Raw genomic sequence first — 12,290 nt, forward strand, 5'->3', positions numbered from 1 at the left:
TCACTGGAACAGCAGGAATGATCACAGGCGGCGAAGGGCGGCTCACCCGGTGAAGCAACTACGGCTCGGAGTACTGGCCGGCATCTTCGCCGCGGCCGGGGTGCTGTCCTGGGGCGGCGCCCGCCTCTGGGACGCCCTCGGCACCCTGCCGAGCGTGCCGCTGGCCGCGCCCATCGTGCTCGCGGTGATCGCCGTCGTCCTGCTGGCGACGGCGCTCTCCATCCGCTCCCGGCTGCGCGCCCAGCGTGAGCGCCGGCCGGGCGCGAAGGGCGTCGAACCGCTGATGGCGGCCCGCGCCGTGGTCTTCGGCCAGGCCAGCGCCCTCGTCGTCGCCCTCGTCGCCGGGATGTACGGCGGCGCGGGCGTCTTCCTGCTCGGCTCCCTCGACATGCCGGCCCGCCGCGACCAGGCGATCTACGCCGGCTTCGCGGTCCTGGCCGGCATCGCGGTCATCGCGGCGGCCCTGTTCCTGGAGCACGTCTGCAAGCTCCCGGGCGACGAGGACGACAACAAGAACGCGGCGGGGGCATAAGCCCTCCGCCGCGTTTCCCAGGACCACCGCTCCCCGGCAGTGTCAGTTCAGTCGGCCGCGTCAGCGCGCCATGATCAGGCTCATGGCCTCGGCCCGCGTCGCGGGGTCACGGAGCTGCCCGCGTACCGCGGAGGTCAGTGTCTTCGCACCGGGCTTGCGGATACCGCGCATCGACATGCACATGTGCTCGCACTCCACGACGACGATGACGCCGCGCGGCTCCAGGATCTTCATCAGTGACTCGGCGACCTGTGTGGTGAGCCGCTCCTGTACCTGCGGCCGCCGGGCGTAGACGTCCACCAGCCGGGCCAGCTTCGACAGGCCGGTGATCTTGCCGCTGGTCGCCGGGATGTACCCGACGTGCGCCACTCCGTGGAACGGCACCAGGTGGTGTTCGCAGGTGCTGAACACCTCGATGTCCTTGACCAGCACCATCTCGTCGTGGCCGAGGTCGAACGTGGTCGTCAGGACGTCCTCGGGCGCCTGGTACAGGCCCGCGAAGATCTCCTTGTACGCCCGCGCCACCCGCCCCGGGGTCTCCCGCAGCCCCTCCCGGTCCGGGTCCTCGCCCACGGCGAAGAGCAGCTCACGTACGGCCGCCGCGGCCCGCTTCTCGTCGAACTCGCCGATCGAATCCTGGCCGTCCAGCGTCACCGGGTCGGTCATCTGTGCCTCGTTCCTCTGAACTGTCAGCTGCGTGGGCATCCGCGCAGATATACGAAAGCCGCGCCCCCACAGGCTAAAACCTGGAGGACGCGGCTTCCATTCCGGGCCCGGCCGAACCCCTGTGACGGGGGTCGCACCGGTCCGGCAACTAGCTCTCGGGACGCTCCTCGGGGATCGACTCGGTGCCCGGGACGACGTCCGCGGTCGATGAGCCGTTCGCCGTGGTGGCGCCGTTGGTGAGGGCGAGCTCCTTCGGGGAGAGCACCGGCGGCCGGGTGGACGGCGTGCGCCGGACGGAGCCGGTCCACGCCGGACGTGCCGGACGCCTGACGATCGGAGCGAAGATCTCGGCGATCTCCGCCTTGCCGAGGGTCTCCTTCTCAAGGAGCTGGAGAACCAGTGCGTCAAGAACGTCTCGGTTCTCGACCAGGATCTCCCACGCGTCGTTGTGCGCGCTCTCGATGAGCTTCTTGACCTCTTCGTCGACCAGCGCGGCGACCTCTTCCGAGTAGTCGCGCTGGTGGCCCATCTCGCGGCCCACGAAGGGTTCGGTGTTGTCGCCGCCGAACTTGATCGCGCCGAGCCGCTCCGTCATGCCGTACTGCGTGACCATCGCGCGGGCCGTTGCGGTGGCCTTCTCGATGTCGTTCGCAGCGCCGGTGGTCGGATCGTGGAAGACCAGCTCCTCGGCCGCGCGCCCGCCCAGCATGTAAGCCAGCTGGTCGAGCATCTCGTTGCGCGTCGTGGAGTACTTGTCCTCCTCCGGGAGCACCATCGTGTAACCGAGGGCGCGGCCGCGGGAGAGGATCGTGATCTTGTGGACCGGGTCCGACTGAGGTGAGGCCGCCGCGACCAGGGCGTGTCCGCCCTCGTGGTACGCGGTGATCTTCTTCTCCTTCTCGGACATGATCCGGGTCCGCTTCTGCGGACCCGCCACGACGCGGTCGATGGCCTCGTCGAGCATGTTGTTGTCGATGAGCTTCAGATTGCTGCGCGCCGTGAGGAGCGCAGCCTCGTTCAGCACGTTGGCCAGGTCGGCACCGGTGAAGCCGGGCGTACGACGGGCAACGGCGCCGAGATCGACGTCCGGTGCGACCGGCTTGCCCTTCTGGTGGACCTTGAGGATCTCCAGACGGCCCAGCATGTCCGGCCGGTCGACCGCGATCTGCCGGTCGAAGCGGCCCGGACGCAACAGCGCCGGGTCGAGGATGTCCGGCCGGTTCGTGGCGGCGATCAGGATGACGCCGCCCTTCACGTCGAAGCCGTCCATCTCGACGAGCAGCTGGTTCAGCGTCTGCTCGCGCTCGTCGTGACCGCCGCCCATACCGGCACCGCGGTGCCGGCCGACGGCGTCGATCTCGTCGACGAAGACGATCGCCGGAGCGTTCGCCTTGGCCTGCTCGAAGAGGTCACGCACACGGGAGGCACCGACACCGACGAACATCTCGACGAAGTCGGACCCGGAGATGGAGTAGAACGGGACGCCCGCCTCGCCGGCGACGGCGCGTGCGAGCAGCGTCTTACCGGTACCGGGAGGCCCGTACAGCAGGACACCCTTGGGGATCTTGGCGCCGACGGCCTGGAACTTCGCCGGCTCCTGGAGGAACTCCTTGATCTCGTAGAGCTCCTCGACCGCCTCGTCCGACCCCGCCACATCGGCGAACGTCGTCTTCGGGGTGTCCTTGGTGATCAGCTTGGCCTTGGACTTGCCGAACTGCATGACCTTGGAGCCGCCACCCTGCATCTGGTTCATCAGAAACAGGAAGACGACCACGATGAGGACGAACGGCAGCAGCGAGAAGAGGATCGAGACGAACGGGGACTGCTTCGACGGCGAGACGGTGTAACCCTTCTCGATGTCACCGCTCTCGAACTTCTTCTGCAGCGTGTCGGCCAGCTCGACGCCCTGGTTGCCGATGTAGCTCGCCTGAAACTTGCTGCCGGACTCGCCGGAGAGCTTCTGGCCGCTCTTCATCTCAATCTTGAGGATTTGATCGTCACCGGTGGTGAGCTTGGCCTGCTCCACCTGGTTCTTACTGATCGCCTGGATCACCTTGCCGGTGTCCACCGTCTTGTAGCCACCGGACGAGCCGACGACCTGCATCAACACGACCACGGCGAGGACGGCCAGCACGATCCACATGACCGGCCCACGGAAGTATCGCTTCACGTCCATCCATACGGAGCGAAGACGCCCCGTCCCTCCTGCCCGTAGGTAAATGCTGCGTGTGAGTAAAGACTGTTCTTCGGACGGTACCCCAGCATTGTCACCGACGACCGCCGGGGACGTCTGTCAAACCCGCCTTCGAAGGCTCAACGGCGGGAAATCGGTGAGGGTTCCCCGGAGTCGGCGCGGGTTGCGCCGCGCCGCGGTCAGCCGCCGTAGACGTGCGGGGCGAGCGTGCCGACGAAGGGGAGGTTGCGGTACTTCTCGGCGTAGTCCAGCCCATAGCCGACGACGAACTCGTTGGGGATGTCGAAGCCGACCCACTTGCAGTCCAGCGCGACCTTCGCCGCGTCCGGCTTCCGCAGCAGGGTGCAGATCTCCAGCGAGGCGGGCTCGCGCGAACCCAGGTTCGACATCAGCCAGGACAGGGTCAGGCCCGAGTCGATGATGTCCTCGACGATCAGGACGTGCTTGCCCTTGATGTCGGTGTCCAGGTCCTTGAGGATCCGGACCACACCGGAGGACTGAGTGCCCGCGCCGTACGAGGAGACGGCCATCCAGTCCATGGTGACGGGGGTGGACAGGGCGCGCGCCAGGTCCGCCATGACCATCACCGCCCCCTTGAGGACACCGACGAGGAGCAGGTCCCTGCCCGCGTACTCCGCGTCGATCTTCGAGGCCAGCTCGACGAGTTTCGCGTCGATCTCTTCCTTGGTGAGGAGCACCGACTGAAGGTCGGTACCCATGTCCTTCTCGTTCACCCGCGTCTCTTTCTTTGCCTGCCGGGCCCGGGTGGTGTCCCGGACCTGCGCGGCCGCTCGCCTGCATGTCAGCCGCTTGTGCGTCAGCTCTGCCGAATCACCAGTCTGCCACCCTGGCGCAGGGCTTCGACGCGGCCGGGGAGGTTGATGGCCTGCTGGCCGCGCCAGCCGGTGATGAGACGGTCGACTTCCTCGATGTGCCGGGCGAACAGGGAACCGGCCGGGGAGCCCGCCTCTATGGCCGCCCGGCGCAGTACCCGGCGGCGGACGGCGGGCGGCAGGACGCCGAGCTTGGCGCACTCCAGCCGGCCCGCTTCGTCGCGTACGTCACGGCCGGCCTCGGCGGCCCAGGTGTCCAGGGCGTCGGCGTCGTCGCGGGAGAGCTGCGCCGTACGGGCCAGGGCCTCGACGACTCCTTTGCCCAGCGCCTTCTCCAGGGCGGGCAGTCCCTCGTGGCGCAGCCGGGAACGGGTGTAGGCGGGGTCGATGTTGTGCGGGTCGTCCCAGACGGTCAGGGACTGGACCAGACAGGCCGTGCGGGCGGTCTGCCGGTCGAGCTGGAGGAAGGGGCGGCGGTAGCGGCCGGCCGGGCCGGACGCGGCGGCCATGCCGGAGAGGGAGCGGATGCCGGAGCCGCGGGCGAGGCCCAGCAGGACGGTCTCCGCCTGGTCGTCGCGGGTGTGGCCGAGCAGGACGGCGGCGGCGCCGTGGCGTTCGGCCGCCGCGTCCAGTGCGGCGTAGCGGGCGTCGCGGGCGGCGGCCTCCGGCCCGCCGCCGTGACCGACCCGCACCGCGACGGCCTCGACCGGGTCGAGGTCCATGGCGGTGAGGCGGCCGGCGACCTCGGCGGCCCGGGTGGCGGAGCCGTCCTGGAGGCCGTGGTCGACGGTGATGCCGCCGGCCCGGACGGCGAGTTTGCGGGCCTCGAAGGCGAGGGCGGAGGCGAGCGCCATGGAATCGGCGCCACCGGAGCATGCCACCAGCACCAGGGGGGTATCGGGGCGTTCGGGGAGTGCGGCGCGCCGCCCGCCGGCGCCGGCTTCGGCGAGCTCGGGGTGCGGGGCGCGTCCGGCGTGCGGAGCGCGATCGGTCTGTTCGGCGAAGTCGGTGAGTACGTCGTGGAGTACGCGGCGGACCGCCAGGCGTATCGCCGCGACCGCAGGATGGGGACCCATGTCCGGTGCCCTTCGTGAAGTTTCGGAGAGGTGCCTCGGAGTGCCGGGACAGGAAAGAGTGCCGTCACTCAGAGTGCGTCGATGGTGACAGAGCAATGCCGTTCATCGAGCATTGCACGGCTTCCCATGCCCCTACGGTCCCTCGGATGGGTGATTACCGGCGCGTTTACCTGTGGCCACGAGCCCCTGTTCGCGCCGTGATCATGACTCTGCCTTACGGTGCACCCTCGCGATCCAGTCCGCCGGCTTGGCGATCTCCGCCTTCGTCGGAAGGGTGTTGGGCGACGTCCAGACCCGGTTGAAGCCGTCCATGCCGACCTCGTCGACCACGGCGCGCACGAAGCGCTCGCCGTCCCGGTACTGGCGCAGCTTGGCGTCCAGGCCCAGGAGCTTGCGCAGTGCCTGGTCGAGCCGGCTCGCGCCCTGCGCCCTGCGCTGCTGGAACTTCTCCCGGATCTCGCCGACGGAGGACACCACCTCGGGTCCGACGCCGTCCATCACGTAGTCGGCGTGCCCCTCCAGCAGGGACATCACCGCGGTGAGCCGGCCGAGGATCTCGCGCTGGGCGGGGGTCTGCACGACCTCGACGAGGCTGCGCCCGCCGTCCTCGCCCTCCTCACCCTCCGGCCGGCCGCCGGCCAGCGACTGCGCGGCCTCGCGGAGCCGTTCCAGCACCGTCATCGGGTCGACGTCGGTCTCGTCGAGGAATGACTGGATCTCACCCTGCAGGTGGTCACGGAGCCAGGGCACCGCGGTGAACTGGGTGCGGTGGGTCTCCTCGTGGAGGGCGACCCAGAGGCGGAAGTCGTGCGGGTCGACCTCCAGCTCCCGTTCGACGTGGACGATGTTCGGCGCGACCAGCAGGAGCCTGCCGCCGCCGTCGGCGGAGGCGGGCAGCTCACGGGTGGCGGGGGCGAACGTCTCGTACTGGCCGAGGACCCGGGAGGCCAGGAACGACAGCAGCATCCCCACCTCCACCCCGGTCACCTTGGAGCCGACCGCGCCGAGCACGGCGCCGCCCGCGCCGCCGCCGCGCCGTTCCTCCATCTTGTCCAGGAGGGGGCGCAGCAGCTCACGGAAGCCCGCCACGTTCGCCTTGATCCAGCCGGCCCGGTCGACGACCAGGACCGGGGTGTCCTCCGGTTCGGTGCCCTCCGGGATCATCCGGGTGAAGGCACGGACGTGTTCCTCCGCGGCCTTGGCATGCCTGCGCAGCTCCGCGACGACCTCGCGGGCCTCCTCGCGGCTGATCTCGGGTCCAGGCCGCACAAGTCGGGTCGCGGTCGCAACCGCGAGATTCCAGTCGACCATCCCCGCACCACCGATGCTCGTCATGCGTCAACCGTACGTGCTCGGCCCTTGATGCGGTGAGGTGTTGACCGGGTCAGCGCCTCTTGCCGGCGGCCAGCGCGGTGGCGAGCGAGTCCAGGGCGGACTGGGCGCCGGACGGGTCGGTGGTGCCCGATGCCAGGAAGGCGAACGCGAGCAGCCGGCCGTGTCCGTCGACGACCGTGCCCGCGAGGGTGTTGACGCCGGTGAGGGTGCCGGTCTTGGCGCGGATCAGCCCGGTGCCGCCGGACTTCGTCGTGTAGCGGCCGCTCAGTGTGCCGCTGAATCCGGCCACCGGGAGCCCGGTGAGGACGGGCCGCAGTTCGGGGTGGTGCGGATCGGCCGTACGGGCGAGCAGACCGGCGAGCAGGGCGGCGGTGACCTTGTCCTGGCGGTTCAGTCCGCTGCCGTCGGCGACGTTCACGCCCCTGAGGGGCAGTTTCAGCTTCTTCAGCTGGGCGGTGACGGCCCGTCGGCCGCCGTCGAAGTCCGCCGGTTCGCCCGCGGCCAGCGCGGTCTGCCGGGCGAGCGCCTCCGCGATGTCGTTGTCGCTGTTGGTCAGCGCCCGCTCGACGAGGCCGGACAGCGGGACGGAGAGGTGCTTGGCGACGGCCCTGGACTTCGCGGCGGCCCGCCCCGAGTCGGGTCCGGACCCGATGTCGATCCCGGCCTCGTCCAGCAGCTCGCCGAAGGCGTCGGCGGCGTCCCTCGCGGGGTCGGTGCTGCGCGGGGCAGGGCCGCTCGCGGTGTCGTCGAGGCGCCCCTCGTCGACCATCAGGGCGCTCAGCGGGGCGATGTTCTCGTTGGGGCCGATCGGGTGGAGCGCGGGCCCGGAGTAGGCGGAGGCGTCGTACCTGAGCCGGACCTCGTGGACCCCGGTGTCCTTCAGTGCGCGTGCGGTGTCGGCGGCCAGGGCGCGCAGGGCCGCCCGGTCCAGGGTGGGGTCGCCGCCGCCGACCAGGGTGACGGTGCGGGAGTCCGCGGAGGCCCGGACGGTGGTGGGGATGCGGTGGTCGGGGCCGAGCGCGGTCAGGGCCGCGACCATGGTGGCGATCTTGACCGTGGAGGCCGGTGTCATGGGGGTGTCGGCCCCCTTCCCGTACAGCCGCTTGCCGGTGGCGGTGTCGATGACGACGGCGCTGCGCCGGGTGCCGAGGTCGGGGTCCTTCAGCAGCGGGCCCAGTACGGCGCGGAGTTCGGCCGCTGCGCCGTCCGGGGCATCGGGGGCGTCCGGCGCGGACCGGTTGGCGGCGGTGCCCAGCGCCGCGAGCACGGCCGGGGCGCTGGGCGCGGGGGCGGGTGCGTCGGGTGCGCCGGGGTCGTGATGTGCGCCACCTGTACGGGCCCGAGCGGCCGCCCAGTCCTGCTCGGCCTTACGCTGACCCGAGTCCCAGGGGCCGGCGGCGAGGACGGCGCCGGCTGCGAGCGCCAGGCCGAGAACGGCGGACACGGCCGTGAACTGCCGGTTGTTCAGCCCGTTCCGCAGGTCGAGGTGGTCCTTCAGGGCCGCCCCGCTCAGCTTGGCGAACGGATTGATCGACGGTCTTTTCACCGGCTCGGCCACCGTTGACCAGCCCCTTTCGCGAGCACACATCCCCGTGGGGGACACTTAACCATCAGTCGTATGTGTTGATCATGGAGGAGCCACCCGTGGAGTTCGACGTCGTTATCGAGATCCCGAAGGGTTCGCGGAACAAGTACGAGGTGGACCACGAGACCGGTCGGATCCGCCTGGACCGTCGACTCTTCACCTCGACCAGCTACCCGGCGGACTACGGTTTCGTCGAGAACACCCTCGGCGAGGACGGCGACCCGCTGGACGCGCTGGTCATCCTGGAGGAGCCGACCTTCCCCGGTTGCCTCATCAAGTGCCGCGCGATCGGCATGTTCAGGATGACGGACGAGGCCGGCGGCGACGACAAGCTGCTGTGCGTGCCGGCCTCCGACCCCCGGGTGGAGCACCTGCGCGACATCCATCACGTGTCGGAGTTCGACCGCCTGGAGATCCAGCACTTCTTCGAGGTCTACAAGGACCTGGAGCCCGGCAAGTCCGTCGAGGGCGCCGACTGGGTCGGCCGCGCAGAGGCCGAGGCCGAGATCGAGAACTCGTACAAGCGCCTTGAGGCGCAGGGCGGCGCGCACTGACGTTCCGTCCGGCTTCGTAGACGGTTCCGGTCACGGTTCCGTTTACGGTTCTGCACAGACGACGGGCGGCACACCTTCACCGGTGTGCCGCCCGTTTCGCGTGGGCGGGATGCTCCGCGGCCATACTGGGCAGGAGCGCTACCGAAGACGCGCAGCCGATGGATGAGTGAGGTCAGTGGTGGCGGAGCCGGGCGGTCCCGAGGACCCGAAGCCCCAGTCCGACGAGGCGCGCAGTGCGTTCTCCCATCCCGCCGGGGTGGGGAGGTCGGCGCCGCCGTCCGAGGAGGACCACCCGACGTCGGAGTTCGCCCTCCCCTCCGGCCTGACGCCCGAGCAGCCGGGTCCCGGATCCGGCTCCGGGGCGGGTTCCGCTTCCGGTTCCGGATCGGGCTCGGAGACGACCGGCTCGGCCTTCGCCCCGCCGCGCACCTACAGCGCCAGGGACTCGCCCGCCTTCACGCCGGCGCACGGCATCCCGATGATCCGGCTGACCAAGGAAGCCCCCTGGCAGGACCGGATGCGCACGATGCTCCGGATGCCGGTGGCCGAGCGCCCGGCGCCGGAGCCGATCCAGAAGCCCGACGACGCGGGTCCCGCGGTGCCGCGCGTGCTCGACCTGACCCTGCGTATCGGGGAACTGCTGCTGGCCGGCGGTGAGGGCGCCGAGGACGTCGAGGCGGCGATGTTCGCCGTGACCCGCAGCTACGGTCTGGACCGCTGCGAACCGACCGTCACCTTCACGCTGCTGTCGATCTCGCACCAGCCCTCGCTGGTCGACGACCCGGTGACGGCGAGCCGTACGGTACGCCGCCGCGGCACCGACTACACCCGACTGGCCGCGGTGTTCCGGCTCATCGACGACATCCACACCGAAGAGGCCGAGATCTCGCTCGAGGAGGCCTACCGGCGCCTCGCGGAGATCCGCCGTAACCGGCACCCCTACCCGGGCTGGGTGCTCACACTGGCCGCCGGCGGGCTGGCGGGCGCGGCATCGGTGCTGGTCGGCGGCGGGTTCCTGGTGTTCCTGATCGCGGCGCTCGGTGCGATGCTCGGGGACCGGCTGGCCTGGCTGTGCGCCGGGCGCGGCCTGCCGGAGTTCTACCAGTTCGTCGCCGCCGCGATGCCGCCCGCCGCGATGGGGGTGGCGCTCACGCTCACCCACTGGTCCGACGTACGGCCGTCGGCGGTCATCACCGGTGGGCTGTTCGCGCTGCTGCCGGGGCGGGCCCTGGTCGCGGGCGTGCAGGACGGGCTGACCGGCTACTACATCACCGCGGCCGCCCGGCTCCTGGAGGTCATGTACTTCTTCATCGGCATCGTCGCCGGTGTGCTGCTGGTGCTGTACGGGGGCCTCCAGCTGGGCGCCCAGCTGAACCCGGAGGCACGGCTCATCTCGCACGACCGGCCGGTGATCCAGATCCTGGCGTCGATGGTGCTGAGCCTGGCCTTCGCGATCCTGCTCCAGCAGGAACGTTCCACTGTGCTGGCGGTGACCCTCAACGGCGGTGTGGCCTGGGTGATCTTCGGGGCGATGACCCGGACCGGCGGTATCTCGCCGGTGGCGGCCACGGCGGTGGCCGCCGGTCTCGTGGGGCTGTTCGGGCAGTTGTTCTCGCGGTACCGCTACACCTCGTCGCTGCCGTTCATCACGGCCGCGATCGGTCCGCTGCTGCCCGGTTCCGCGACGTACTTCGGTCTGCTGGGCGTCGCGCAGGACCGGCTGAACCAGGGTCTCGCCTCGCTGTCGACCGCGGTGGCGACGGCCGGGGCCATCGCCATCGGGGTGAATCTGGGGAGCGAGATCTCCCGGCTGTTCATGCGGGTGCCGGGTGCGATCGGTGGCGCGAACCGCCGCGCGGCCAAGCGGACGCGCGGCTTCTGAGGCGACGGGGAGGGCCCGGCGCGGAAGGGCCCTGGGCGGGCGTCAGCGCTTGGCGTGACGGCCGCGGCGCCCGGCGGCCGGGTCCTGGCCCTCGTCGTCCGCCGCGGCCGCCGCCTTCTTCGACTTGCTGCGGGCGCGCAGGAACTCGATGCCGATCGGCACGACCGAGATCAGCACGATCAGGATGAGCATCGCCTCGATGTTCTTGTGCACGAACTCGATCTTGCCCAGGACCGCGCCCAGGAGCGTCACCCCGGCGCCCCAGAGGACCCCGCCGATGATGTTGAACGTGATGAACGAGCGGTAGTTCATCCGGCTCACACCGGCGATGATCGGCGTGAACGTCCGCACGACGGGCACGAAGCGGGCCAGGATCAGCGACTTCGGGCCGTACTTCTCGAAGAACTCGTGGGCCTTCTCGACGTTCTCCTGCTTGAAGAGGCGGGAGTCCGGACGGTTGAAGAGCGACGGGCCGACCTTGCGGCCGAAGAGATAGCCGACCTGGTCGCCGATGATCGCGGCCAGGGCGACCAGGACGCAGACCAGCCACAGCGGGGTGTCCAGCTTGCCCGTCGTCACCAGGAGACCCGTGGTGAAGAGCAGGGAGTCGCCGGGCAGGAAGAACCCGATCAGCAGCCCGGATTCGGCGAAGACGACGACCAGCACACCGATCAGCCCGTATTCCCCGATGAGATAGTCCGGGTCCAGCCAGCTCGGTCCGAGCGCAAGCGTATTCAAGGGTCCGGGCTCCAGGATGTGGTCGTTGACGGCTGCGTGGCCGCCCAAAGCTATCAACGCAACGGAGATCCTCCGGGTTCCACTGGCCCCCGTGGAGATGCACACGGGGCGAACCGGGGCAAAACTCGGTCCCAGGAGGTGCCACCACCATGGGCATTGAGGATTACGGCGGCGGCCAGACGGCACAGGCCGATGTGCTGGTCGTCACCACCAATGACGTACCGGGCCACCAGGTCACCCAGGTCATCGGTGAGGTGTTCGGCCTGACCGTCCGCTCGCGCCACCTGGGCAGCCAGATCGGCGCCGGCCTGAAGTCCATGATCGGCGGCGAGCTGAAGGGGCTGACCAAGACGCTCGTCGAGACCCGCAACCAGGCCATGGAACGGCTGGTCGAGCAGGCGAAGGCCCGGGGCGCCAACGCCGTGCTGATGATGCGCTTCGACGTGTCGGAGGCGGCCGACGTGGGCACGGAGGTCTGCGCGTACGGAACGGCCGCGGTGATCAGCAGGCTCTGAGCGGTCACGGGGGTGGGGCACCCCACCCCCGTCGGCACGCGTCCGCCCCTCCCGGCGCCTGCTCCTGCCGCTCCGCCTTGGCGTTGACGGCGTCGCGCAGATGCTCGGCCAGCCCCGTCCGGATCGACTCGCAGAACGCCGTGAACTGCGGATCGGCCACATACGTCTCGCCGAGCGCGCGGTGGATCTCCGGCGTGCACGCGTAGAACCAGGTCGTGATGTGGAGCCGGTGCTCCTCCGCGAGATCCCTCGCGCGCTCGCCGGTGGCCGGTTCACCGGCCACCATCAGCGCGTCGTAGCGCCGGCCCCAGGAGGCCACCTCCGCCCGCATCCGCCGCCAGTCCCGCCGCGCTCCGACCTTTTGGGGGGTTACAGGGCTT

At 70.2% G+C, this 12,290-nt stretch carries 11 protein-coding genes and 1 pseudogene; 4 read left to right on the forward strand and 8 right to left on the reverse strand.

The window, feature by feature from the left end; translation table 11 throughout:
* Positions 1–49: 49 nt before the first annotated feature.
* Complete coding sequence (locus tag ACIQM0_RS26295) at positions 50–532, forward strand: DUF3180 domain-containing protein (RefSeq protein WP_401290972.1); 483 nt, start codon at positions 50–52, stop codon at positions 530–532.
* A gap of 60 nt (positions 533–592) precedes the next feature.
* Here the strand turns inward: ACIQM0_RS26295 and folE are convergent, their stop codons facing one another.
* The 6 genes from folE to dacB all read right to left on the reverse strand — a co-directional run bounded on the left by folE (position 593) and on the right by dacB (position 8,194).
* On the reverse strand, positions 593–1,198 hold the full coding sequence (gene folE, locus ACIQM0_RS26300; RefSeq protein ID WP_363029525.1) for a GTP cyclohydrolase I FolE: 606 nt from the start codon (positions 1,196–1,198) through the stop codon (positions 593–595).
* A 148-nt stretch (positions 1,199–1,346) separates the two neighbouring features.
* Complete coding sequence (ftsH, locus tag ACIQM0_RS26305; RefSeq protein WP_401290975.1) at positions 1,347–3,374, reverse strand: ATP-dependent zinc metalloprotease FtsH; 2,028 nt, start codon at positions 3,372–3,374, stop codon at positions 1,347–1,349.
* 197 nt (positions 3,375–3,571) lie between these two features.
* Positions 3,572–4,111 (reverse strand): hypoxanthine phosphoribosyltransferase, encoded by a 540-nt coding sequence (gene hpt, locus ACIQM0_RS26310; protein WP_363029634.1) that lies wholly within the window; start codon positions 4,109–4,111, stop codon positions 3,572–3,574.
* A gap of 98 nt (positions 4,112–4,209) precedes the next feature.
* Complete coding sequence (gene tilS / locus ACIQM0_RS26315) at positions 4,210–5,301, reverse strand: tRNA lysidine(34) synthetase TilS (RefSeq protein ID WP_401290978.1); 1,092 nt, start codon at positions 5,299–5,301, stop codon at positions 4,210–4,212.
* Positions 5,302–5,502: 201 nt separating this feature from the next.
* Positions 5,503–6,636 carry a zinc-dependent metalloprotease gene (locus ACIQM0_RS26320; RefSeq protein WP_401290980.1) on the reverse strand — a complete coding sequence of 378 codons (1,134 nt, stop codon included), beginning with the start codon at positions 6,634–6,636 and terminating at the stop codon, positions 5,503–5,505.
* Positions 6,637–6,685: 49 nt separating this feature from the next.
* Positions 6,686–8,194, reverse strand: a complete 1,509-nt coding sequence (gene dacB / locus ACIQM0_RS26325) for a D-alanyl-D-alanine carboxypeptidase/D-alanyl-D-alanine-endopeptidase (protein WP_401290983.1) — start codon at positions 8,192–8,194, stop codon at positions 6,686–6,688.
* Between the two features lie 86 nt (positions 8,195–8,280).
* On the opposite strand from dacB, the gene ACIQM0_RS26330 reads away from it, so the two are divergent.
* Together ACIQM0_RS26330 and ACIQM0_RS26335 are read left to right on the forward strand one after the other, a co-directional pair.
* The gene (locus ACIQM0_RS26330) at positions 8,281–8,775 is read left to right on the forward strand and encodes an inorganic diphosphatase (protein WP_123460069.1); all 495 of its coding nucleotides are present in this window, start codon (positions 8,281–8,283) and stop codon (positions 8,773–8,775) included.
* A 175-nt stretch (positions 8,776–8,950) separates the two neighbouring features.
* Positions 8,951–10,657, forward strand: coding sequence for a threonine/serine exporter ThrE family protein (locus ACIQM0_RS26335; protein ID WP_401291340.1), 1,707 nt, complete (start codon positions 8,951–8,953; stop codon positions 10,655–10,657).
* A 42-nt stretch (positions 10,658–10,699) separates the two neighbouring features.
* Here the strand turns inward: ACIQM0_RS26335 and ACIQM0_RS26340 are convergent, their stop codons facing one another.
* Entirely contained in the window at positions 10,700–11,395 is a 696-nt protein-coding gene (locus ACIQM0_RS26340; RefSeq protein ID WP_401290986.1) for a DedA family protein, read from the reverse strand.
* Positions 11,396–11,544: 149 nt separating this feature from the next.
* Here ACIQM0_RS26340 and ACIQM0_RS26345 point away from each other — a divergent pair, with 149 nt between their 5' ends.
* Entirely contained in the window at positions 11,545–11,910 is a 366-nt protein-coding gene (locus ACIQM0_RS26345; protein ID WP_401290989.1) for a YbjQ family protein, read from the forward strand.
* A 4-nt stretch (positions 11,911–11,914) separates the two neighbouring features.
* Here ACIQM0_RS26345 and ACIQM0_RS26350 read toward each other — a convergent pair.
* Positions 11,915–12,244, reverse strand: a pseudogene (locus ACIQM0_RS26350) (TipAS antibiotic-recognition domain-containing protein); the annotation flags it as partial.
* Positions 12,245–12,290 lie beyond the last annotated feature (46 nt).

The sequence above is a fragment of the Streptomyces sp. NPDC091387 genome, from assembly GCF_044756945.1.
Taxonomy (GTDB): Bacteria; Actinomycetota; Actinomycetes; order Streptomycetales; family Streptomycetaceae; genus Streptomyces.

What these genes read in the sequence shown, in the direction of transcription:
- folE (WP_363029525.1), bottom strand. Translation starts at nt 1,198, where the DNA reads ATGACCGACCCGGTGACGCTGGACGGCCAGGATTCGATCGGCGAGTTC.
- ftsH (WP_401290975.1), bottom strand. Translation starts at nt 3,374, where the DNA reads ATGGACGTGAAGCGATACTTCCGTGGGCCGGTCATGTGGATCGTGCTG.
- hpt (WP_363029634.1), bottom strand. Translation starts at nt 4,111, where the DNA reads ATGGGTACCGACCTTCAGTCGGTGCTCCTCACCAAGGAAGAGATCGAC.
- tilS (WP_401290978.1), bottom strand. Translation starts at nt 5,301, where the DNA reads ATGGGTCCCCATCCTGCGGTCGCGGCGATACGCCTGGCGGTCCGCCGC.
- ACIQM0_RS26320 (WP_401290980.1), bottom strand. Translation starts at nt 6,636, where the DNA reads ATGACGAGCATCGGTGGTGCGGGGATGGTCGACTGGAATCTCGCGGTT.
- ACIQM0_RS26345 (WP_401290989.1), top strand. Translation starts at nt 11,545, where the DNA reads ATGGGCATTGAGGATTACGGCGGCGGCCAGACGGCACAGGCCGATGTG.